This window comes from Musicola keenii (assembly GCF_014855505.1).
Lineage (GTDB): Bacteria > Pseudomonadota > Gammaproteobacteria > Enterobacterales > Enterobacteriaceae > Musicola > Musicola paradisiaca.
The window spans coordinates 1-21,133 of sequence record NZ_JAAWVW010000025.1 but is presented as its reverse complement, the minus strand read 5'-3'; the positions used below and the strand labels follow the sequence as shown (position 1 = coordinate 21,133).

The 21,133-nt window shown below is 55.6% G+C and carries 21 protein-coding genes; 14 read left to right on the top strand and 7 right to left on the bottom strand.

The annotated features are described in order from the left end of the window. Positions 1–293: 293 nt before the first annotated feature. The 6 genes from cytR (at position 294) to rraA (ending at position 6,067) form a co-directional block, all read left to right on the top strand. Positions 294–1,364 (top strand): DNA-binding transcriptional regulator CytR, encoded by a 1,071-nt coding sequence (gene cytR, locus HEP82_RS18125; RefSeq protein WP_192459353.1) that lies wholly within the window; start codon positions 294–296, stop codon positions 1,362–1,364. Between the two features lie 53 nt (positions 1,365–1,417). Continuing rightward, positions 1,418–2,359, top strand: a complete 942-nt coding sequence (gene ftsN, locus HEP82_RS18120; RefSeq protein WP_192459352.1) for a cell division protein FtsN — start codon at positions 1,418–1,420, stop codon at positions 2,357–2,359. A 199-nt stretch (positions 2,360–2,558) separates the two neighbouring features. Continuing rightward, positions 2,559–3,089: an ATP-dependent protease subunit HslV gene (hslV, locus tag HEP82_RS18115; protein ID WP_015855442.1), complete on the top strand. Its 531-nt coding sequence runs from the start codon at positions 2,559–2,561 to the stop codon at positions 3,087–3,089. Between the two features lie 9 nt (positions 3,090–3,098). Beyond that, positions 3,099–4,430 (top strand): HslU--HslV peptidase ATPase subunit, encoded by a 1,332-nt coding sequence (hslU, locus tag HEP82_RS18110; protein ID WP_192459351.1) that lies wholly within the window; start codon positions 3,099–3,101, stop codon positions 4,428–4,430. A 106-nt stretch (positions 4,431–4,536) separates the two neighbouring features. After that, entirely contained in the window at positions 4,537–5,454 is a 918-nt protein-coding gene (locus HEP82_RS18105; RefSeq protein WP_192459350.1) for a 1,4-dihydroxy-2-naphthoate polyprenyltransferase, read from the top strand. Positions 5,455–5,581: 127 nt separating this feature from the next. Further along, on the top strand, positions 5,582–6,067 hold the full coding sequence (gene rraA, locus HEP82_RS18100) for a ribonuclease E activity regulator RraA (RefSeq protein ID WP_192459349.1): 486 nt from the start codon (positions 5,582–5,584) through the stop codon (positions 6,065–6,067). 49 nt (positions 6,068–6,116) lie between these two features. On the opposite strand, the gene zapB is transcribed toward rraA, so the two are convergent. Further along, positions 6,117–6,359, bottom strand: a complete 243-nt coding sequence (gene zapB, locus HEP82_RS18095; protein WP_015855446.1) for a cell division protein ZapB — start codon at positions 6,357–6,359, stop codon at positions 6,117–6,119. Between the two features lie 543 nt (positions 6,360–6,902). Between zapB and HEP82_RS18090 the strand changes: the two genes are divergently transcribed. The 4 genes from HEP82_RS18090 (at position 6,903) to fpr (ending at position 11,253) form a co-directional block, all read left to right on the top strand. Further along, positions 6,903–7,748, top strand: coding sequence for an MIP/aquaporin family protein (locus HEP82_RS18090; RefSeq protein WP_192459348.1), 846 nt, complete (start codon positions 6,903–6,905; stop codon positions 7,746–7,748). Positions 7,749–7,774: 26 nt separating this feature from the next. Further along, positions 7,775–9,286 carry a glycerol kinase GlpK gene (gene glpK, locus HEP82_RS18085; RefSeq protein ID WP_192459347.1) on the top strand — a complete coding sequence of 504 codons (1,512 nt, stop codon included), beginning with the start codon at positions 7,775–7,777 and terminating at the stop codon, positions 9,284–9,286. A 131-nt stretch (positions 9,287–9,417) separates the two neighbouring features. Beyond that, the gene (gene glpX / locus HEP82_RS18080; RefSeq protein ID WP_192459346.1) at positions 9,418–10,428 is read left to right on the top strand and encodes a class II fructose-bisphosphatase; all 1,011 of its coding nucleotides are present in this window, start codon (positions 9,418–9,420) and stop codon (positions 10,426–10,428) included. A gap of 81 nt (positions 10,429–10,509) precedes the next feature. Next, positions 10,510–11,253: a ferredoxin--NADP(+) reductase gene (gene fpr / locus HEP82_RS18075; RefSeq protein ID WP_192459345.1), complete on the top strand. Its 744-nt coding sequence runs from the start codon at positions 10,510–10,512 to the stop codon at positions 11,251–11,253. 5 nt (positions 11,254–11,258) lie between these two features. Here the strand turns inward: fpr and HEP82_RS18070 are convergent, their stop codons facing one another. Next, positions 11,259–11,684: a DUF805 domain-containing protein gene (locus HEP82_RS18070; RefSeq protein WP_192459344.1), complete on the bottom strand. Its 426-nt coding sequence runs from the start codon at positions 11,682–11,684 to the stop codon at positions 11,259–11,261. Between the two features lie 154 nt (positions 11,685–11,838). On the opposite strand from HEP82_RS18070, the gene HEP82_RS18065 reads away from it, so the two are divergent. The 3 genes from HEP82_RS18065 (at position 11,839) to phoA (ending at position 15,008) form a co-directional block, all read left to right on the top strand. Next, on the top strand, positions 11,839–12,432 hold the full coding sequence (locus tag HEP82_RS18065; RefSeq protein ID WP_192459343.1) for a DUF1454 family protein: 594 nt from the start codon (positions 11,839–11,841) through the stop codon (positions 12,430–12,432). A gap of 124 nt (positions 12,433–12,556) precedes the next feature. Then, the gene (gene tpiA, locus HEP82_RS18060) at positions 12,557–13,324 is read left to right on the top strand and encodes a triose-phosphate isomerase (RefSeq protein WP_192459342.1); all 768 of its coding nucleotides are present in this window, start codon (positions 12,557–12,559) and stop codon (positions 13,322–13,324) included. A 280-nt stretch (positions 13,325–13,604) separates the two neighbouring features. Beyond that, positions 13,605–15,008 carry an alkaline phosphatase gene (gene phoA, locus HEP82_RS18055; protein ID WP_192459341.1) on the top strand — a complete coding sequence of 468 codons (1,404 nt, stop codon included), beginning with the start codon at positions 13,605–13,607 and terminating at the stop codon, positions 15,006–15,008. An 88-nt stretch (positions 15,009–15,096) separates the two neighbouring features. On the opposite strand, the gene aguA is transcribed toward phoA, so the two are convergent. The 5 genes from aguA to HEP82_RS18030 all read right to left on the bottom strand — a co-directional run bounded on the left by aguA (position 15,097) and on the right by HEP82_RS18030 (position 20,089). Then, the gene (aguA, locus tag HEP82_RS18050; protein WP_192459340.1) at positions 15,097–16,194 is read right to left on the bottom strand and encodes an agmatine deiminase; all 1,098 of its coding nucleotides are present in this window, start codon (positions 16,192–16,194) and stop codon (positions 15,097–15,099) included. A gap of 3 nt (positions 16,195–16,197) precedes the next feature. After that, the gene (gene aguB / locus HEP82_RS18045) at positions 16,198–17,082 is read right to left on the bottom strand and encodes an N-carbamoylputrescine amidase (protein ID WP_192459339.1); all 885 of its coding nucleotides are present in this window, start codon (positions 17,080–17,082) and stop codon (positions 16,198–16,200) included. Positions 17,083–17,435: 353 nt separating this feature from the next. After that, complete coding sequence (gene pfkA, locus HEP82_RS18040; RefSeq protein ID WP_192459338.1) at positions 17,436–18,398, bottom strand: 6-phosphofructokinase; 963 nt, start codon at positions 18,396–18,398, stop codon at positions 17,436–17,438. Positions 18,399–18,607: 209 nt separating this feature from the next. Further along, on the bottom strand, positions 18,608–19,504 hold the full coding sequence (gene fieF, locus HEP82_RS18035) for a CDF family cation-efflux transporter FieF (protein WP_192459337.1): 897 nt from the start codon (positions 19,502–19,504) through the stop codon (positions 18,608–18,610). A gap of 108 nt (positions 19,505–19,612) precedes the next feature. Then, positions 19,613–20,089 carry a 2TM domain-containing protein gene (locus tag HEP82_RS18030; protein ID WP_192459336.1) on the bottom strand — a complete coding sequence of 159 codons (477 nt, stop codon included), beginning with the start codon at positions 20,087–20,089 and terminating at the stop codon, positions 19,613–19,615. Between the two features lie 262 nt (positions 20,090–20,351). Here HEP82_RS18030 and HEP82_RS18025 point away from each other — a divergent pair, with 262 nt between their 5' ends. After that, a complete protein-coding gene (locus HEP82_RS18025; RefSeq protein ID WP_192459335.1) occupies positions 20,352–20,807 on the top strand; it encodes an NUDIX hydrolase in 456 nt (151 codons plus the stop codon). The last annotated feature ends 326 nt before the right edge of the window (positions 20,808–21,133 follow it).

Here is a 21,133-nt window from a genome sequence, read left to right as displayed (position 1 = left end):
TACTATTTCGACATTCCGCTCGGATACATATTTTGCGGGCACGCCCGAAAAACAGACAACACAATCGAGATCGGCACGACGTAGTTCATAAAACTTGTGTACCCTCTGTCAGGTGTGGCGGGAGAACCACATGACGAACAGGCGTCGGCCGGTTTTTATGCTGTCATAATGTCCGGCTTTTCCTGTCGTCGAAATTGAAGCGTACCGCCCCGACAAGAAACGCTATCAACGACCGTCATATCTGACAGTCAGGCAACAGCGCCAGTTGACGCTGACGCAAGGAGGAAAAAGCGTTGGAGCAAAACAGACATATCTCGCCCGCTACCATGAAGGACGTTGCGGACAAGGCCGGTGTATCGACCGCCACCGTATCCCGGGCGCTGACGCATCCGGAAAAGGTTTCCGCCGCTACACGGCAGAAAGTGGAAGAAGCGGCGCTGACTGTAGGATACGCGCCGAATACCCTCAGTCGCCATGTTAAACGCCATGAATCCAGAACCATTCTGGTCGTCGTGCCCGATATCTGCGATCCTTTTTTCTGCGATATCTTGCGCGGCATTGAAGAAACCGCGGCGGAACGCGGCTATCTGGTGCTGATCGGCGATTGCGCCCACCAGCGCCAAAACGAAAAAACCTTTCTCGATTTGATCATCACCCGGCAAATCGACGGCATCCTGTTGCTGGGCTCACAGTTGCCTTTCGACGCCGGCAAGGAAGAACAACGTAGCCTGCCGCCGATGGTGATGGCCAACGAATTTTCGCCAGAGCTCGGCCTGCCGACCGTACACATTGATAACCTCACCGCCGCGTTTGAAGCCGTCAGCTACCTGCACCATCTGGGGCATCAACGTATCGCCTGCATCGCCGGGCCTGAACGAATGCTGCTCAGCGAGTACCGCCTGCAGGGCTATATTCAGGCGCTGCGGCGCTGCGGGCTGCCTGTCGATAATCAATACATCATTCGCGGCGATTTCGATTACGAAACCGGTTCGCGCGGGCTGACGCGCTTGATGTCACACCCGACACCGCCGACTGCGGTGTTCTGCCACAGCGATGTTATCGCCATGGGTGCCTTGTCGCAGGCGCGCAAAATGGGGCTGGATATCCCCCGGAATTTGTCACTGATAGGGTTTGATGACATCGATCAAGCCAGTTATTGTTTCCCTCCACTGACTACAGTGGCACAGCCGCGTTATGAAATAGGGCGCGAGGCCACGCTGCTGCTGCTGGCGCAGTTGCTCCACCATACGGTGCCCAACGGTTCGCGGTTGCTCTCCAGCGAGTTGGTGATTCGTGAAAGTACCGCCGCTCCCGGCCCGCGACCGGCGGGCTTTAAGAGTGCAGATGCTGGTCAAATATTTTAGGGTTCAGTAACATGACGGCCTGTTACTTTTTTACTTAAATCAGCGAACTTACTGTGGCACAAAGAGACTATGTCAGCCGAGGGCGCTCAGGTGCGCAACGGAAGAAGACATCCAACCGGAGAAGAGGGGGCTCTTCGCGCACGTCCAAAACCATGGTGGCGCTTGCCGTCGCCGTATTGGTTACTTTCGCGGGCGGATTGTATTTCATCTCTCACAATAAACCGGGCGACAACACAGTGATTCCACGCACAGGGCCGCAAGGTAACGGGCTGCCGCCAAAACCGGAGGAGCGCTGGCGTTATATCAAAGAGTTGGAAAACCGCCAGATTGGCGTAGCCTCGCCGACGGAGCCTTCCGCCGGTGGCGAAATCCGGTCGACGTCACAGTTGACGGACGAACAACGTCAGTTGCTGGAGCAGATGCAGTCGGACATGCGCCGCCAGCCGACGCCGCTCAATGAAGTGCCGTATAACGACCAGAGTCAGGCTATACGCACCCAAAACGGTCTCAAACCACAGACCGTTGTGCCCATCATTCCGGGCAATAATAATTCGCCATCCGCCATCGCGCCGCGCCCCTTGGCGCCGGCAACCCCATCGCATCAGCCTACAACGACGAACTCGACGGCGGTAAAACCGACGCCTTCCACGCAAAAACCGGCACTTGCTGAAACGAAAAAAGAGACGGCGAAGACGGATAAACAAGACGCCGCTCAGAAAGAGACCGCTAAAAACGAGCCTAAACAGCAGGAAAGCAAACCGGAAAAAGAACAGCGCTGGATGGTGCAGTGCGGTTCGTTCAAAACCGTCGAACCGGCGGAATCCATACGTGCCGAGCTGGCCTTCGCCGGGGTGGAAAGCCGTATCGCCAGCAGTGGTGGCTGGCACCGAATCATACTCGGGCCCTACACCAGCCGTACTGCGGCTGATAAAGCGGCGCAAAAACTCAAAGGTATGGGCCAATCCAATTGCATCCCGTTGGCAGCCGGGGGTTGAAAAAAACCCCGGCTCCCCCCACTTAATCGTCAATATTCCCCGCATCATGTGGGTAATGCCAATCAACCAATCGACAGACCGGCACGTTCCGCGGCCGTGGGCGTCATCAGCGCCCCGCCGTATAGCTCCCGCAAACCTGGTTCGGATGAGGGCACTACGCCTCCGTGGGGGTTCTTTTCTCAGTAACGGGGACAAGCTCGTGACAACTATTGTAAGCGTTCGCCGTAATGGCCAGGTCGTGATTGGCGGTGACGGCCAAGCCACCCTAGGCAACACGGTAATGAAAGGAAACGTGCGCAAAGTGCGCCGTCTGTACAACGACCGGGTCATCGCCGGTTTCGCCGGCGGCACCGCCGATGCCTTCACGCTGTTCGAGTTGTTCGAGCGTAAGCTGGAGCTGCATCAGGGCCATCTGGTGAAAGCCGCCGTCGAATTGGCAAAGGACTGGCGTACCGATCGCATGCTGCGTCGATTAGAAGCGTTGCTGGCCGTCGCCGATGAAAACGCATCGCTGATCATTACCGGCAACGGCGACGTTATTCAGCCGGAAAACGATCTGATCGCTATCGGCTCAGGCGGCCCCTATGCCCAAGCCGCCGCACGCGCCTTGCTGGAAAATACCGAACTGAGCGCGCGGGAAATCGTCGAAAAAGCCCTGGGTATTGCTGGTGACATCTGCATTTACACCAACCAGTTCCACACCATCGAAGAGTTAGCCTCCAAGGCGTAAGGATTCACTATGTCTGAAATGACCCCGCGCGAAATAGTCAGCGAGCTGGATAGCCACATCATCGGACAGGACAAGGCGAAACGCGCCGTGGCCATCGCGCTGCGCAACCGCTGGCGCCGTATGCAGTTGGAAGAAGATCTGCGTCACGAAGTCACGCCGAAAAACATCCTGATGATTGGGCCGACCGGCGTGGGTAAAACAGAAATCGCCCGTCGTTTGGCCAAACTGGCCAATGCGCCCTTCATCAAGGTTGAAGCCACCAAGTTCACCGAAGTCGGCTATGTCGGAAAAGAAGTCGACTCCATCATCCGCGATCTGGCGGATGTCGCCATTAAAATGGTGCGTCAGCTGGCGGTAGATAAAAACCGTTACCGCGCCGAAGAACTGGCGGAAGAACGCATTCTGGATGTCCTGGTGCCGCCGGCCAAAAATAACTGGGGGCAAACGGAAGAAAGTAACGAGCCTTCCCCGGCCCGCCAGGCTTTCCGCAAAAAACTGCGCGAAGGTCAGCTGGATGACAAAGAAATTGAAATCGAACTGGCAGCCGCGCCGGTCGGTGTAGAAATCATGGCGCCGCCGGGAATGGAAGAGATGACCAACCAGTTGCAGTCCATGTTTCAAAACCTGGCCGGACAGAAGCAAAAATCTCGCAAAATCAAAATCAAGGATGCGTTCAAGCAGCTGGTGGAAGAAGAGGCCGGCAAGTTGGTCAATCCGGAAGAGCTGAAGCAGCAGGCGATTGATGCGGTAGAACAGCACGGCATCGTGTTTATCGACGAGATCGATAAAATCTGCAAGCGCGGTGAAACCTCCGGCCCGGATGTCTCTCGCGAAGGGGTTCAACGCGATCTGCTGCCGTTGGTTGAAGGCTGCACCGTTTCTACCAAGCACGGCATGGTGAAAACCGACCACATCCTGTTTATCGCATCCGGCGCATTCCAGGTCGCCAGCCCGTCGGATCTGATCCCCGAATTGCAGGGCCGTTTGCCGATTCGTGTGGAACTGCAGGCGCTAACCACGGAAGACTTCGAACGTATTCTGACGGAACCGAGTGCAGCGCTGACCGAGCAATACAAGGCGCTGATGGCGACCGAAGGCGTCAATATCGAGTTCGCACAGGATGGCATCCGTCGAATAGCCGAGGCAGCGTGGCAAGTCAACGAACGCACGGAAAATATCGGCGCGCGCCGTCTACACACGGTGCTGGAGCGCCTGATCGAAGACATCTCCTACAACGCCAGCGAAATGGGTGGTCAAACCGTGACGATTGATGCAGATTACGTACGTAGTCACCTTGACGAGCTGGTAGCAGATGAAGATCTGAGCCGATTTATCTTATAATCCGCGCTCACGGATCGCACTGATAGCAGACATGTGGGAGGCCTCGCCTCCCACATGTCTGCTATCAGTGGCGCCTGTCACTCTTATCCCTGAACTGAAACGCACCATGACTTCATTAGCACATAGCAATAAAACCAAAGCCTGGCTGGACAGTCTGCGTCCCAAGACACTGCCGCTGGCGTTTGCCTCCATCGTTACCGGAACGGCTATCGCCTGCTGGCATGGCAGCTTCAAACCGGGCGTCGCGCTGTTGACCCTGTTTACCGCCGGTTTGCTGCAAATCTTGTCCAATTTGGCCAATGACTATGGCGATGCGGTAAAGGGGAGCGACAAAGAAGACCGTATTGGCCCGTTGCGCGGGATCCAGACTGGCGCCATCACACTGGTGGAACTACGCAGAGCACTGCTGATCACTATCCTGCTGACCGTCGTTTCGGGCAGCGTACTGGTCACGCTGGCCTGTGAAAAACCAGGGGATATCGTGGCGTTTCTGGGGCTGGGGTTGCTGGCCATTGTTGCCGCCATCACGTATACCGTGGGCAATAAGCCCTATGGCTATATCGGCTTGGGTGACATTTCCGTACTGATCTTCTTTGGCTGGCTCAGCGTAGCAGGTTCCTATTATCTGCAAACCGGCTATTTCGACAGCATCGTGATCCTTCCGGCGACTGCCTGCGGTCTGCTGGCCGTCGCCGTGCTCAATATCAACAACCTGCGCGATATCGATAGCGATCGAGAAAACGGCAAGAACACCCTGGCTGTGCGGCTCGGTTCGCACAAAGCGCGTTGTTATCACATGGGATTGCTGATGACCGCGCCGGTTTGTCTGGCGCTGTTCGCCACGTTTTATCTGCATACGCTGACGGGTTGGCTATTTATTCTGGCGTTACCGTTGTTGGTCAAACAAGGGTGCTATGTCCTGCGGGAAACCACGGCATTCAGCATGCGGCCAATGCTGGAAAAAACCGTCAAAGGTGCGCTATTGACTAACCTGCTGTTCGCCGTCGGCGTCTTACTGAGCTGAAACCGGCACGGGATAGACTCATCGTCGTTTACTGACGCCGGTCAAGGCGTTCATTGATGATTTTGCCAACACCAGCCAGAAAGGGATATACTCAATTCACCTTGTCAGCGGCAACGACGTGACTCCTATGAAATACGATACTTCCGAACTGTGTGATATCTATCATGAAGAGGTGAATGTAGTTGAACCTCTTTTTTCTAATTTTGGCGGACGTAGTTCATTCGGTGGAAAAATCACCACGGTAAAATGCTTTGAGGATAACGGCCTGTTGTTCGATGTGCTGGAAGAGAATGGCCTGGGTCGGGTGCTGCTGGTAGACGGCGGCGGTTCGGTTCGCAGGGCGTTGATTGATGCCGAACTGGCACGACTGGCGACACAGAACGAGTGGGAAGGCATTGTGATATACGGTGCCGTACGTCAGGTTGACGACCTGGCCGAATTGGATATTGGCGTTCAGGCCATGGCGGCAACACCTGCCGGTGCAGCCAGCGAAGGGACGGGTGATACCGATGTTCGAGTCAACTTCGGTGGAGTCACCTTTTTCTCCGGCGACCATCTGTATGCCGACAACACCGGCATCATCCTTTCTGAAGATCCGCTGGATCTGGAATAACACACCATACAGCGAAAAGGGCGTCCATCGGATGCCCTTCTCATAAATCCTACTGCACGTCTTCCATTTTCCCCAGCAACGCACGTAGACGTTCTTGCCAGATACCGTGTTCCTGCTGCAATTGTTCGTTTTCGCGAACCAACGCATCACGATTGCCCGCAACATTCTGTACTTCCTGCTCCAGCGCCGCGTTTTTCTCTTTCAGCTCTTCGATTTCCATCTGCAACAGTGCAATGGTGTCGATCGCCTGCTGCACCTTCGCTTCCAGTTTCTCAAATACTTCAAATGACATACTTCTAACCCCTATTCATCGCAAGGCATAAACCGGTCAACACAGATGCATCACGAAATGTCATACCTTGACTCTGGCGCTCGTCACATTACGTCACCGGACGTAACGGCCTCGGCTGATTGTATGTAGCCAGTCTGAACCTGTCCAGCGCACAGCCGGTAACTGGCGACTCTGCCACCTTTCTGGGCCATGCCCTATCGGTGATATCCGGAAAAAACGGTAGGATGATTATCCTTCCCAGCCAATGTTAAACTATTTTACATAATCATTAACACCACCAACGCGACAGCCAACATCCATTGCCGTTGAGTTAAGCGAATTCACTCATTTTATTGACGCACAACACACATTTTAATTTCGATATTTCTCGTTTTCGAGCATTAACGATAAATTCACACCCAATACACATCATTGGCCTGTATACCAATGTGGGAAACCGCGCCGTATCTTCCTACAGATAAATATGCAGACCCAGAACATAGCAGGCACATTTAATTCGTCTGCTTATAATCATAATGCTGTATAAAAAGCAGGAACATGAGTATGACTCAATCTGAACTCTCTACCCTTAAAGGCCAGTGCATTGCTGAATTCCTTGGCACCGGCCTGCTGATTTTCTTTGGCGTTGGCTGTGTCGCGGCTCTCAAACTGGCAGGTGCCAGCCTGGGCCTATGGGAAATCAGCATCATCTGGGGGCTTGGTGTGGCGATGGCGATCTACCTCACCGCCGCCATATCCGGTGCCCACCTTAATCCCGCAGTTACCATCGCCTTGTGGCTGTTTGCTTGTTTTGATGGCCGCAAAGTATTGCCCTATATCGTTTCTCAGGTCGCCGGCGCGTTCTGTTGCGCAGCCCTGGTATATGGCCTTTACTACAACCTGTTCCTTGACATCGAACAGACCCACAACATGGTGCGAGGCAGCCTGGAAAGTCTGGATCTCGCCGGCATCTTCTCCACCTATCCCAATCCGCATATTTCCGTCGCTCAGGCGTTTCTGGTGGAAATGGTGATCACCGCCATTCTGATGTGTCTGATTTTGGCGCTGACGGATGACGGCAACGGCATTCCGCGCGGCCCGCTGGCGCCGTTGCTGATTGGCATCCTGATCGCAGTCATCGGTGCGTCTATGGGGCCGTTGACCGGCTTTGCCATGAATCCGGCGCGCGATGCAGGTCCAAAACTGTTTGCATTCCTCGCGGGCTGGGGCAAGGTTGCGCTCACCGGCGGCCGGGATATTCCTTACATTCTGGTGCCCATTTTCGGCCCCATTGTTGGCGCCTGCCTTGGCGCATTTGGCTATCGTGCCCTGATTGGTCGTAACCTGCCGTGCGATGTTTGCGCCGCCGACGACGATACGACCGCCACTGCAGAACCCCGCAAAATGTAATGCGTCAACCCTACAGGATTATATTTATGAGTCAGGAAAAGAAATACATTGTCGCCCTTGATCAGGGAACCACCAGCTCCCGCGCGGTCGTACTGGATCACGATGCCAACATCGTCAGCGTATCCCAGCGCGAGTTTCCTCAGATTTACCCTAAACCAGGATGGGTAGAGCACGATCCGATGGAGATCTGGGCCTCACAGAGCTCAACGCTGGTAGAGGCATTAGCCAAAGCCGGTATCAGCAGTGATGAAGTCGCCGGCATCGGCATCACCAACCAGCGAGAAACGGTGGTGGTATGGGAAAAAGAAACCGGCAAACCCATCTACAACGCTATCGTCTGGCAATGCCGCCGTACCGCCGACATCTGTGAAAAGCTGAAAAAAGACGGTCTGGAAGAGTATATTCGCGCCAATACCGGCCTGGTGGTCGACCCTTATTTCTCCGGCACCAAAGTGAAATGGATTCTGGATCACGTCGACGGCGCCAGAGATCGCGCCAACCGGGGCGAGCTGTTATTAGGCACCATTGACACCTGGCTTATCTGGAAAATGACCCAGGGGCGTGTGCACGTCACCGACTACACTAACGCCTCCCGCACCATGCTGTTTAATATCCACAAACTGGACTGGGATGAACGCATGCTGGAAGCGCTGGATATCCCCCGTTCCATGCTGCCTCAGGTTCGCCCCTCTTCCGAAATGTATGGGCAGACCAATATCGGCGGCAAAGGCGGCACACGCATTCCGATCTGCGGGATTGCCGGCGATCAGCAGGCTGCATTATACGGCCAGCTGTGCGTCCAGCCGGGCATGGCGAAAAACACCTACGGTACGGGTTGCTTCCTGCTGATGAACACCGGCACCGAGGCCGTCGCTTCCCGTCATGGCTTGCTGACGACCATCGCTTGCGGGCCGCGCGGCGAAGTGAATTACGCGCTGGAAGGGGCCGTGTTCATCGGCGGCGCCTCTATCCAATGGCTGCGTGATGAACTGAAGCTGATCAACGACGCCGCAGATTCCGAATATTTCGCCACCAAAGTGAAAGACACCAATGGCGTATACGTCGTGCCGGCGTTCACTGGCCTGGGCGCGCCCTACTGGGATCCTTACGCACGCGGCGCTATTTTCGGCCTGACCCGAGGCGCGAACTCCAACCACATTATTCGCGCAACGCTGGAGTCTATCGCCTTCCAAACCCGCGATGTGCTGGATGCCATGCAGGCGGATGCCGATACCCGTCTGCAATCGCTGCGGGTGGATGGCGGCGCGGTCGCCAACAACTTCCTGATGCAGTTCCAGTCCGATATCCTGGGGACGCGCGTTGAACGTCCGCAGGTTCGTGAGTCCACCGCGTTGGGCGCCGCATTCCTGGCAGGCCTCGCAACCGGGTTCTGGAACGATTTGGACGAAGTGAAGAGCAAAACCGCTATCGAGCGGGAATTCCGCCCCAGCATCGAAACCGTTGAGCGTAACTTCCGTTACCGCGGCTGGCAGAAAGCCGTTGAACGTGCGCGCAACTGGGAAGATCACGACGCCTGATATCGTCATAATCTTTGATCGGGCGCGGTTCACGCGCCCTTTTTTATCCCTATCCATTCCTCTTTCATTCAAATCGCTGTGCTACCATTACCGCCCGTTATCCCCGATTAATGACGAACGGACAGGTATCCATGAAACGTGAATTGGCCATCGAATTCTCCCGTGTCACCGAAGCTGCAGCGCTGGCTGGTTACAAATGGCTGGGGCGCGGCGACAAGAACGCCGCTGATAACGCAGCCGTACAGGCTATGCGCATCATGCTCAATCAGGTCAACATCAATGGCCAGATAGTGATTGGTGAAGGCGAAATCGACGAAGCGCCCATGCTCTACATTGGCGAGCAGGTAGGTACCGGTGAAGGCGACGCAGTCGATATCGCCGTCGATCCGATTGAAGGCACCCGCATGACCGCCATGGGGCAAGCCAATGCACTGGCCGTACTGGCTGTGGGCGAAAAAGGCGCATTCCTGCACGCGCCGGACATGTACATGGAAAAACTGATTGTCGGCCCGCAAGCCAAAGGCGCTATCGACCTGTCGCGTCCACTGGAGGAAAACCTGCGTCATATCGCCAACACGTTGGGTAAGCCACTGGATCAGCTTACCGTCATCACGCTGGCGAAACCGCGCCACGACACAGTCATCGCCGATATGCAAAGGCTCGGAGTAAAAGTCTTCGCCATTCCCGATGGCGATGTGGCGGCGTCAATCCTGACCTGCATGCCGGAAAGCGAGGTGGATGTGCTCTATGGCATCGGCGGCGCACCGGAAGGCGTGATTTCCGCAGCGGTCATCCGTGCGCTGGACGGCGATATGCATGGCCGTTTGCTGGCCCGTCACCAGGTTAAAGGCGACAGCGAAGAAAACCGTCGGCTGGGCCTGGAGGAGCTGGCGCGTTGCCAGGAAATGGGCATTGAAGCCGGCAAAGTATTGACGCTAGACGACATGGCGCGCAACGACAACATCATTTTCTCCGCCACAGGCATCACCAAAGGCGACCTGCTGGAGGGGATCTCCCGACGCGGCAACATCGCCACTACGGAAACGCTACTGATCCGCGGCAAATCCCGCACGATCCGCCGTATCAGTTCGACACACTATCTGGATCGTAAGGATCAGACGCTGCACGAGTTTTTGTTATAACTCGATTGTTTCAATGTGGTTAATGAATGGCGTATCGTAACCTCTGCGCTACGCAGACACCGGAAACAGGAGCATGACACCATGGCAGAATGGGTGACCGGCAAAGTGATTGAGGTTGAACACTGGACGGAAAATTTATTCAGTCTCCGGCTGGAGGCGCCGATAGCGCCTTTTACCGCCGGGCAGTTTGCCAAACTGGCGCTGGAGCGGGATGGTGAGCGCGTGCAACGCGCCTATTCCTACGTCAATGCGCCGAGCAACAACAGACTGGAGTTCTATCTGGTTGCCGTCCCGGATGGGCAGCTCAGCCCGTACCTGCATCGCTGTCAACCGGGCGACGAAGTGCTGGTAACGCAGGAAGCCGCCGGGTTTTTCGTACTAGAAGAAGTGCCGGATTGCGACACGCTTTGGATGCTGGCCACCGGTACCGCCATCGGCCCTTATTTGTCGATTTTGCAGGAAGGGCGCTCCCTGGAGCGTTTCCAGCATATTGTATTGGTGCATGCCGCTCGTTACGCTCGCGATCTGAGCTATCTGCCGCTGATGCAACAATTGCAACAACGTTACGGCGATAAGTTGCGGCTTCAGACCATCGTCAGCCGCGAAACGGCACCCGGTTCCCTGACTGGACGTGTTCCGGCGTTGATCGCCAGTGGCGAACTGGAATCCACCGTCGGATTGCCGCTCGACCAAACCAGCCACGTCATGCTGTGCGGCAACCCGCAAATGGTGCGCGACACTCAGCAATTACTGAAAGAAACACGCCAGATGAGCAAACACCTGCGCCGCCGCCCCGGTCACATTACCAGTGAACATTACTGGTAAGGCGCTTACCAGGAACGGAGCTGCAACAGCTCCGTCTCCTTACCAAAACGATTAGCCCCCACCGTACCGGCAAACATACCGCAATCCAGCAGGATCATGACCATAATCAGCATCGGCAAAAAGCGTCCCAGCACCCACTGGCCCATGTCGGGCAACATGTACCAATTGCCGTTGCCTAGCATCCAGGCCAGTACCAGCAACAGTGCCCACCAGCCGCTTTTGTCGCGATCGTGCAGCCTTTTCACCAGTACCGCTGCCGTTGGCCATATCAGCGCCACCAGCATAAATGCGGCGGTCTGCGTATTCAGCAATCCGGCGCCCGCCAGCATAAACAGCCCGACCGTCAACGCCAGCCAGATCGCCATCCACAACCAGAAATCTCGCCGACCGGTACGGCCTCGAAAGGAAAAACACCATTGCTGTATCGTCATCAGTTTTTATTCCTGCCACCGCTTTTTGGTCACGATTTTACCTTAAGCAAAGGATTTACCCGCTTTTTTTATCCGTTTTTTGACAACCGCGCACGAATGCCGCTTAATCACACAGCATATCTGTCACACGACTGCGTTAAGTGATGAAGACACCATGAAAAACGCCTTGCCGATCTTTTACTGTCTCGCCACCGCGCTGTTCGGAGCCGTCCCGGCGTGGGGCGATCCGTTGTTTCAGCAAAAACCGCCGACTGCAGCGCCTTATCTGCTGGCCAGCGCCCCCACGTTCGATATGAACATCGTGCAATTCCGAACTCGCTACAACCTTAGCAACCCGTCATTACCGATTAGCGAATACCGGGTAGTAGATACCGGCGAAAACTCCCCGACCCTGACCCGTGCAGCCAGCCGCATCAACGATTACCTCTACTCGTCCACTGCGTTGGAAAAAGGCACCGGAAAAATCAGAACGATGCAGATCACCTGGTTGCCGCGCCCCAAAGATACCGACGAAAGCGGCCGCCGCAAGCAGGCTATCGACTATATGGCGGCGTTGCTCCGCACCTTTGTGCCCTCCCTGACTAACGAGCAGAGCCTGAAAAAGGTCGATATGTTGCTGGGAAAAGGCAAAGGCCACCGTTTCTATCAGCAAACGGAAGGCGCATTACGTTATGTGGTGGCAGACAACGGTGAAAAAGGGCTAACCTTCGCTGTTGAACCGATTAAGCTAACGCTATCTGATTCGTGATCGAAGCAGTAATTAGACACGAAAAACAGAGCCACAGTAGGGTTCATCTTTTATACTGTCATCCAGATGGGCTGCCTGACGCAGCCCGCATTGACTAACTCGCTATTCCGCTGGAGGAAAAAAGATGCGACATCCCTTAGTTATGGGCAACTGGAAGCTGAACGGAAGCACCAACATGGTTCTCGAGCTGATTGCCGGGCTGCGTAAAGAGCTGAGCACGGTTGATGGCTGTGGTGTCGCCATTGCGCCGCCGGCCTTGTATCTGGACCAAGCCAAGCATCAACTGTCGGGCAGCCGTATCGCGCTGGGCGCACAGAATGTGGACGTCAATCTTTCAGGCGCGTTTACCGGTGAAACCTCCGCGGCAATGCTGAAAGATCTCGGTGCCAAATACATCATCATCGGCCACTCCGAGCGCCGTACATACCACCATGAAAGCGATGAATTCATTGCCAAAAAATTTGCTGTTCTGAAAGAAATCGGCCTGATTCCGGTACTGTGCATCGGTGAAACCGAAGCCGAAAACGAAGCTGGCCAGACCGAAGCCGTCTGCGCCCGTCAGCTGGACGCCGTCCTGAACACACTCGGCGCTCAGGCATTTGAAAATACCGTCATTGCCTACGAACCGGTATGGGCTATCGGTACCGGCAAATCCGCCACCCCAGCGCAGGCTCAAGCCGTGCACAAATTCATTCGCGATCACATCGCCAAACAGGATGCCGCCATTGCAGCCCAGGTTATCATCCAGTATGGCGGTTCCGTCAACGCGGCCAACGCAGCCGAGCTGTTCACTCAGCCGGATATCGACGGCGCGCTGGTTGGCGGCGCATCGCTGAAAGCCGATGCCTTCGCCGTCATCGTGAAAGCGGCGGCGGAAGCCAAAAAAGCCTGATACCACGCGACGTCGGCTCAGCCAGCACATGTGATGGAACCGAGGACACAATCGCCTTCTCGTATCTCTTGCAATAGCGCTTAGCCGCCGTATTGATGGCTCCCCCCAGGAGCCATCAATAATTTGGCCCTCCGTTCCCATCGCTGACAAACAACGTCACTTCTCTCACATTCGCAACTATTTTTACCTTTTGTCATCAAATTCATCATTCTGTCATCTCTTCCCTCTAGGTTTACCGCCCACGATCCTCGTAACAATTCTTTAAAGTGAGTAAAAAACCATGATCAAGAAAACCCTGATTTCCTCTCTGGTAATGACGCTTATCGCCACCAACGCGATCGCCGCCGATACTGCCTACGTTCGTCAGGCTGCGGGCGATATCACCCTGCCAGGTGGTGCACGTCGTCTCGGCACCGATCAGACTGAAATGCTGAAGGCAGCGCTCAATGCCAAAACGGCGAAAAACGTTATTCTGCTGATTGGCGACGGCATGGGAGATTCTGAAATTACGGTGGCCCGCAACTATGCGATGGGCGCCGGCGGTTTTTTCAAGGGCATTGACGCTTTGCCATTAACCGGCCAGTACACCCATTATTCACTGGATAAAAAAACCCGCAAACCGGATTACGTCACCGACTCCGCCGCGTCCGCCACCGCCTGGTCAAGCGGCGTGAAAACCTACAACGGCGCGTTGGGCGTGGATGTTGACGGCAAAGACCACAAAACTTTGCTGGAAATCGCCAAAGCAGCGGGCAAAGCCACCGGCAACGTCTCCACCGCCGAACTGGAAGACGCCACGCCGGCAGCCATGATCTCGCACGTCACCTCTCGTAAATGCTATGGCCCGGAAAAAACCAGCCAGCAATGTACCGCCAATGCGCTGGAAAACGGTGGCCGCGGCTCTATCGCCGAACAATTGCTGATGACCCGCGCTGATGTCACGCTGGGCGGTGGCGCGGCGACATTCAAAGAGGTCGCCAAGGCAGGCAAATATCAGGGTAAAACGCTGCTGGAACAGGCGCAGGCGTTGGGCTATAACCTGGTGACTGATCTGGACGGCCTTAGCGCAGTGAACGTGGCCAGTCAGAACAAACCGGTGCTGGGCCTGTTCGCCGACGGAAATATGCCGGTACGCTGGCAGGGGCCGAAAGCCTCCTATCACGGCAATCTCGACAAACCGGTCGTCACCTGCGAGCCCAATGCGCAACGCACGGCGACGACCCCGACGCTGGCGCAAATGACGGACAAAGCCATCAAACTGTTGAGCAAGAACAAAAATGGATTCTTCCTGCAAGTTGAAGGCGCGTCTATCGACAAGCAGGACCACGCCGCCAACCCATGCGGCCAGATCGGCGAAACGGTAGATCTGGATGAAGCCGTCCAGAAAGCACTGGAATTCGCCCGTCGTGACGGCAATACGCTAGTTATCGTTACCGCCGACCATGCACACTCCAGCCAGATTATCGAGAATGGCACCAAAGCGCCGGGTCTGACGCAGGCGCTGAACACCAAAGACAACGCCGTCATGACCATCAGCTACGGCAACTCGGAAGAGGAATCACAGGGTCATACCGGCACTCAGCTACGTATCGCGGCTTACGGCCCGCACGCCGCCAACGTGGTAGGGCTGACTGACCAGACAGACCTGTTCTACACCATGAAAAGCGCCATGGGCCTGAAATAACCCTCGGGCAACCATCCCTACACCATTGTCCTAAAACAACGGGCCGTCATCCGGCCCGCTGTTTTTTATCGGGTTGATGCACTCAAATCTAACGCAACGCGCTGGGGATCTGTTGCGTAATACAATGAATATTACCGCCGCCCAGCAGAATTTCACGGGCAGGTACGCCGGTTATCAAATAGTCGGGAAACATCTGTTGCAGCAGCGCATGCGCATCGTCGTCAGTACGTGTATCCAGCAACGGATAGATAATTTGCCGGTTGCTGATCAGGAAGTTGACATAAGAACCCGCCAGCCGCGACCCGGCATTACGCTCAATGGCGTTGCCTTCATCGACGCCCGCTGTTTCCTCCGGCGTGGCGTACAGTGGCCCCGGCGCCGGCAGTTTCCAGATTTTCAGCGGACGGCCTTGTGCGTCCTTCGTCTGCGACAGCACCTGATACGCCGTCTGAGAACGGGCGTACTGCGGGTCGTTTTCATCGTCAGTCCAGTGCAGCGCCACTTCACCGGGGCGCACGAAGCAACACATGTTGTCGATATGGCCGTCGGTTTCGTCGTTATACACGCCCTCTTCCAGCCAGATGAAAGAGGACACGCCGAGATAATCCCGCAGCAGTTGTTCAATCTGCGCCTTGTCCAGGTGCGGATTGCGGTTCGGGTTCAGCAGACACTCGGCGGTGGTCAGCAACGTACCTTCGCCATCGGTATGGATGGAGCCGCCTTCCAGAATCAGCGGTGCGGCGTAACGCACATCGCCGTGATACGCCAGCACCTGCGCGGCGACCTGTTCGTCACGACGCCAGTCTTGGTACAACCCGCCCAATGCGCCGCCCCAGGCGTTGAACCGCCAGTCGACGCCGCGGCGTTCGCCGGCCTCATTCAGTACCACAGTCGGCCCGGTGTCGCGCATCCAGGCGTCATCGCTTTCCATCGCCACCAGCGTGACGCCGGCCGGCATGACGCTGGTGGCGAGTGTCATCTGGTCACGCGGCACGCCCATGATGACCGGCGTGGTCTGTGCAATGGCGGCGGCAACGGCGGCAAAAGTACGCTGCGCTGGGATGACTTCACCTTGTGATCGCCAATTGTCACGGCGATACGGCCACAACATCCATACGGCCTCATGCGGCGCCCATTCCGCCGGCATGGCGAACCCGTCCTGCAACGGCGTAGTCAGTTCGGACATCGTTTATCTCCAGGTCTTGCCGTCGGAAGTACCGATCACGCCATACATGTCCGGACGGCGATCGCGGAACAGCCCCCAAGACGCGCGCTGTGCGGCGATGGCGTCCAGATCGAACTCGTGCACCAGCACCGTTTCCGCCGTCTTGTCGGCTTGCGCCACCAGCGCCCCGGTTTGATCAGCGATAAATGACGAACCGTAGAACGTCATTTCCAGGCCATCGATATATTTGCTGGCCTCGGTACCGATACGGTTGGAGGCGATCACTGGAACCAGGTTCGCGGCGGCGTGTCCTTGCTGCACACGAGTCCAGTGCGGCTGGCTGTCGATATCCGGATACGCCGGCTCAGAACCGATGGCGGTCGGATAAAAAATCAGCTCCGCCCCCTTGAGTGCCAGACAGCGCGCCGTTTCCGGGAACCACTGATCCCAGCAGATGCCCACACCCACTTTGGCGTAGCGGGTTTGCCACACTTTGAAACCGGTATCGCCCGGAATAAAGAACTGCTTTTCCTGATAGGCCGGGCCGTTCGGAATATGAGTTTTGCGATACACGTCCAGCACGCTGCCGTCGGCGTCGATCATCACCAACGAGTTGTAGTAGGCGTTATTGGCACGCTCGAAGAAACTCAACGGCAACACCACCTCCAGCTCCTTCGCCAGCGCGGCGAAGTGTTTGATAAGCGCGCTGGTTTCCAAATCCTGGGCCAGCGCATAATGTTCCGGGCTCTGATCGATGCAGAAGTAAGGCGCGGCAAACAGTTCCTGAATCAGGATGATTTGCGCCCCCTGAGCATGAGCCTGCCGCACCAGTTTTTCGGCATTTTCGATATTCTTTGGCAAATCCCAGGTGCAGGCCATCTGAGTGGCAGCGACGGTAACTTTTGTCATGCGAGAACCTCAATAATTTTGTTTCTTCCCACCGTCAGACGGCAACGCATGCTGACGACGGAACCCCGGTAAAGAGTGTAGGCCAACAGTGGCCCCGACGCGCCGAAACAACCATCGCCAGCGGCGTCATGCCGTATCGCGCAACAAAAATCCGGCGACGGCATTATGCCCGTGAATCATGACGGCGAGGATATTTCCCTCGCTTTAATGTCCAGTCGTTTTTATGGCTGATCAGTGTTTGTAGACGCATTAATAACAAATCCCGCCCGGGGAGGTATGGCGTGTTTAACATTCACCACATACCCCTGCGAGCGGGATTTCATCGCCGGACACGCACGCATCCGGCGGTTACATCAGAACAATTTTTTGGCGGTATCAAGCCAATCGCCCCGGAACGGGCGCTTCATGTTCTCAATGGCATCGATAATATCATGGTGAACCAGTTTTTCATTCTGGATACCGACGCAACGGCCGCCGTACCCCTGCTGCAGCAGCTCGATAGAGTAGGCGCCCATACGTGAAGCCAGAATACGATCATAGGCGACCGGAGAACCGCCGCGCTGGATATGGCCCAGTACGGTGGCGCGCGTTTCACGCCCGGTTTCCGTCTCAATATATGCGGCCAGATCTGCGACATCACACATCAGCTCGGTAATCGCCACAATGGCGTGCTTCTTCCCTTTGGCGATACCCGCTTTGATCTCTTCCACCAAATCTTCTTTTTTGAAGTCCACTTCCGGTACGACGATGAATTCACAACCACCGGCAATCGCGGCGGCTAGCGTCAAGTCGCCGCAGTGGCGGCCCATCACTTCGACAATGGAGATACGCTGGTGGGAAGACGAGGTATCGCGCAGGCGGTCAATGGCTTCCACCACCGTTTCCAGCGCGGTGAAATAGCCGATGGTGTAGTCTGTCCCCGCCACGTCATTATCAATAGTGCCCGGCAGGCCAATGCAGGGAAAACCCATTTCCGTCAGGCGTTTGGCCCCCATGTAGGAACCGTCTCCGCCGATAACCACCAACGCATCCAAACCACGTCGCGTCATGTTTTCCACACAAACCTGACGCACAGACTCCTCACGGAAAGCCGGAAAACGCGCGGAGCCCAGAAACGTCCCACCGCGGTTGATGACATCGGACACGCTATAGCGGTCCAGTTGTTTCATACGGTCTTCGTACAAACCCAGATAGCCGTCATAGATCCCGAACACTTCCAAACCTTCCGTCAGCGCAGCACGCACCACGCCCCGGATGGCAGCGTTCATCCCCGGCGCATCACCACCACTCGTTAACACTCCGATTCTATTAATCATGACAACCTCTGGATTTGTAGATGTAAATTCGCAGATTTTCTATCACGAGGCCGAGTCAACACTGGCGAGCCTCTAACCTTTTATAAGCATATTATAACAATAGGCTTTAGCTGAATTGATTCAGGTCAGGCATAGGTTCCTATAAATATCCATTGCATGTCACACTTTTACAACACCTTTCAATGACAGCGAGATGACCGAACTGAGCGTTACCAGCGTCCCCGCTGCTCAAGCGGAACAATCGAAATAGGGTCTTGGTGGATAATAACGTCGGAACCGGGAAAACGTTTGAGCAATGCCTGCTCCAGCGCATCCGCAATACTGTGAGACTCAATCAACGGCAGTTGGTCATCCATTTCCAGGTGGAGCTGGATAAAACGGGTCGGCCCCGAACGGCGAGTACGCAGTTGGTGCGCACCGTTGACACCGGGCCATGAAGCGATCATTCGGGTGATTTCCTGCCGTTCTTCATCCGGCAGGGCGCGATCGAGCAAAGATTGGATAGCGTCATAGGCCATGCGCAATGCACTGGACAGGATATAAACGCCAATCCCCAATGCAAATATGGCATCCGCCCAGCCAATGCCGCGCCAGCTCAAGAACAATGCCACCAGAATGGCGCCGTTCATCAGCACATCGGACTGGTAATGCAACATGTCCGCCCGCACCGCCTGGCTTTGGGTCTTGCGGATCACCCAACGCTGGAAACTGACCAGCAGAATAGTGATCACCAATGCAAAAACCGTAATCCACATCCCCAATTCAGGGCCGTTCAATGGTTGAGGCGTAACCAGCCGCTGTACCCCGTTAAGCAACAGGAACAGCGCCGATCCGGAGATAAACATACTTTGTGCCAGCGCCGCCAACGACTCAGCCTTACCATGGCCGAAGGTATGTTCCGTATCGGCAGGCTGCAATGAGTAACGCACAACCAGCAGATTCACCAGCGACGCGGCGATGTCCACCAGCGAATCCACCAATGACGCCAGCAAACTCACCGAACCGGTGTACCACCAGGCATACACTTTAATACCGAATAAAAACAGCGCCGTGGCGGTGGCCAGAAAAGCGGCCATTGTCACTAGGCGAGCGTAATGATAATTCATACCCATCTCCTGCCAAAACGAGGAAACAAGTATAACGAATTCCGGCACCGAAGAACCGTGACACTTTACAGAGCACGCCAGCCGACGTGCCCTATTACTAAGATCCTGCTACTCATGACGCTGTCGCAACAGTTTTTGCAGGCGCTCCTGCTCCCAGCGGGACATCCTCCCGCGAAGCCAGAAAATCTTGACGCCTTTTAACACCAGCAGCCCTCCCCAGATCAGCGGTACCCAGAAAAACCAGCGGTGCCCTGGCCCGGTAATCTGGTTCACAATAAACAACACCACGCTGACCAGCACCATGAGGATCAGGCTGCGCCAGAAACGGCTTTCCTGACGTACCTGCCGCCGCGCATCTTGAATGCGCTGTTCCAGCGACTCGCCGCTAACCGTCTGTTCGCTTTCTTCCGTCATCAGTTCGGCCACATTGACGCCAAACGCGGCGGCGAGCGCGCTCAATGTTTCCAGACTGGCGCGCTCGCCATTCTCGATACGCTGGATGGTTCTGACACTCAGGGAGGAGAGCTCCGCCAATTGTTCCTGAGACCAGGCTCGGGCAAGGCGTAATGTCTTAATCGAATTCATGTTCGCTTTCCTGTTGTTGTGAAAAACAGTGGTGAAAAACAGTGGTGAAAAACAGCGGTGAAAAACGATGCCAGCTTATGCCAACCTTCCCACCCGCGACACGACAGCAACCCGACAGGCACGCGACAGTAACCCGACACCTGCTGGAAGCAGAGCCGAGACGCCTTCCACGACGCCTCGACAAACCGGAGGGCGGGCGTAAAATTTCACGTCAAACACAGGATTGCGCCCGTTCGGTACCATTGGATACTTTGAGGATATCATGAGAAAACGCCCTGCTTCCCGCTTGCTGGTCATCAATGCGCAACTGCGCGTGTTGCTGTTTCGCTTTGAACATAAGGATGACGCCATGGCTGGCCGAGCCTACTGGGCAACGCCCGGCGGAGCGCTCGAAGAGGGTGAATCCTTCACTCAGGCAGCTATCCGTGAACTGTGGGAGGAAACGGGCCTGAACATCACCGACCCTGGAGAGGAAATCGCCCAACGGGAATTCGTCATGATGATGCCTAATGGCAAAGAAGTGCTGGCGGATGAGCGCTACTTCATTATTCGCATTCAGTACCACGATCTGGATTGCAGCCAGTGGACCGAGCACGAAAAAAAAATTATGCGGCGCTACGACTGGTGGGGAATGGATGAGCTACGCCAGACGCAGGAAACGGTGTATCCCGACAATCTGCCCGCGTTGCTGGAGCCCTATTTGTCGATAACGCGGTAAAAATCATAAAGAAACGGCCCAATGGGCCGTTCAGGTATCGCGTTTATTGCGAACACATTCTGCGCAGTAATCACTGCCGCCCTGACAATATGTCGCCCTGACAATATAGTTTTGCGAGGGCGCCCCCCCCTCTATATGCGGGGGACTATTTTCAGTCCATCCCAATAGCTGCCCAACAGCTTTATCTTCTGCTTGAGTTTCAGAATCACAGTATGAAATAGGCAGGATGGTTTCTCCAAAGCCGGATTCGATAGCGATCTGAATCATGGTTTCGTGTCGTCATGACAACAAATTACGACCAGCGTCGCCCCCCTACCACCCACCAC

Bases quoted from the DNA above. Each gene is read 5' to 3' on its own strand.
- hslU (WP_192459351.1), top strand. From the start codon at position 3,099: ATGTCTGAAATGACCCCGCGCGAAATAGTCAGCGAGCTGGATAGCCAC.
- HEP82_RS18105 (WP_192459350.1), top strand. From the start codon at position 4,537: ATGACTTCATTAGCACATAGCAATAAAACCAAAGCCTGGCTGGACAGT.
- rraA (WP_192459349.1), top strand. From the start codon at position 5,582: ATGAAATACGATACTTCCGAACTGTGTGATATCTATCATGAAGAGGTG.
- zapB (WP_015855446.1), bottom strand. From the start codon at position 6,359: ATGTCATTTGAAGTATTTGAGAAACTGGAAGCGAAGGTGCAGCAGGCG.
- HEP82_RS18090 (WP_192459348.1), top strand. From the start codon at position 6,903: ATGACTCAATCTGAACTCTCTACCCTTAAAGGCCAGTGCATTGCTGAA.
- glpK (WP_192459347.1), top strand. From the start codon at position 7,775: ATGAGTCAGGAAAAGAAATACATTGTCGCCCTTGATCAGGGAACCACC.
- glpX (WP_192459346.1), top strand. From the start codon at position 9,418: ATGAAACGTGAATTGGCCATCGAATTCTCCCGTGTCACCGAAGCTGCA.
- fpr (WP_192459345.1), top strand. From the start codon at position 10,510: ATGGCAGAATGGGTGACCGGCAAAGTGATTGAGGTTGAACACTGGACG.
- HEP82_RS18070 (WP_192459344.1), bottom strand. From the start codon at position 11,684: ATGACGATACAGCAATGGTGTTTTTCCTTTCGAGGCCGTACCGGTCGG.
- HEP82_RS18065 (WP_192459343.1), top strand. From the start codon at position 11,839: ATGAAAAACGCCTTGCCGATCTTTTACTGTCTCGCCACCGCGCTGTTC.
- tpiA (WP_192459342.1), top strand. From the start codon at position 12,557: ATGCGACATCCCTTAGTTATGGGCAACTGGAAGCTGAACGGAAGCACC.
- phoA (WP_192459341.1), top strand. From the start codon at position 13,605: ATGATCAAGAAAACCCTGATTTCCTCTCTGGTAATGACGCTTATCGCC.
- aguA (WP_192459340.1), bottom strand. From the start codon at position 16,194: ATGTCCGAACTGACTACGCCGTTGCAGGACGGGTTCGCCATGCCGGCG.
- aguB (WP_192459339.1), bottom strand. From the start codon at position 17,082: ATGACAAAAGTTACCGTCGCTGCCACTCAGATGGCCTGCACCTGGGAT.
- pfkA (WP_192459338.1), bottom strand. From the start codon at position 18,398: ATGATTAATAGAATCGGAGTGTTAACGAGTGGTGGTGATGCGCCGGGG.
- fieF (WP_192459337.1), bottom strand. From the start codon at position 19,504: ATGAATTATCATTACGCTCGCCTAGTGACAATGGCCGCTTTTCTGGCC.
- HEP82_RS18030 (WP_192459336.1), bottom strand. From the start codon at position 20,089: ATGAATTCGATTAAGACATTACGCCTTGCCCGAGCCTGGTCTCAGGAA.
- HEP82_RS18025 (WP_192459335.1), top strand. From the start codon at position 20,352: ATGAGAAAACGCCCTGCTTCCCGCTTGCTGGTCATCAATGCGCAACTG.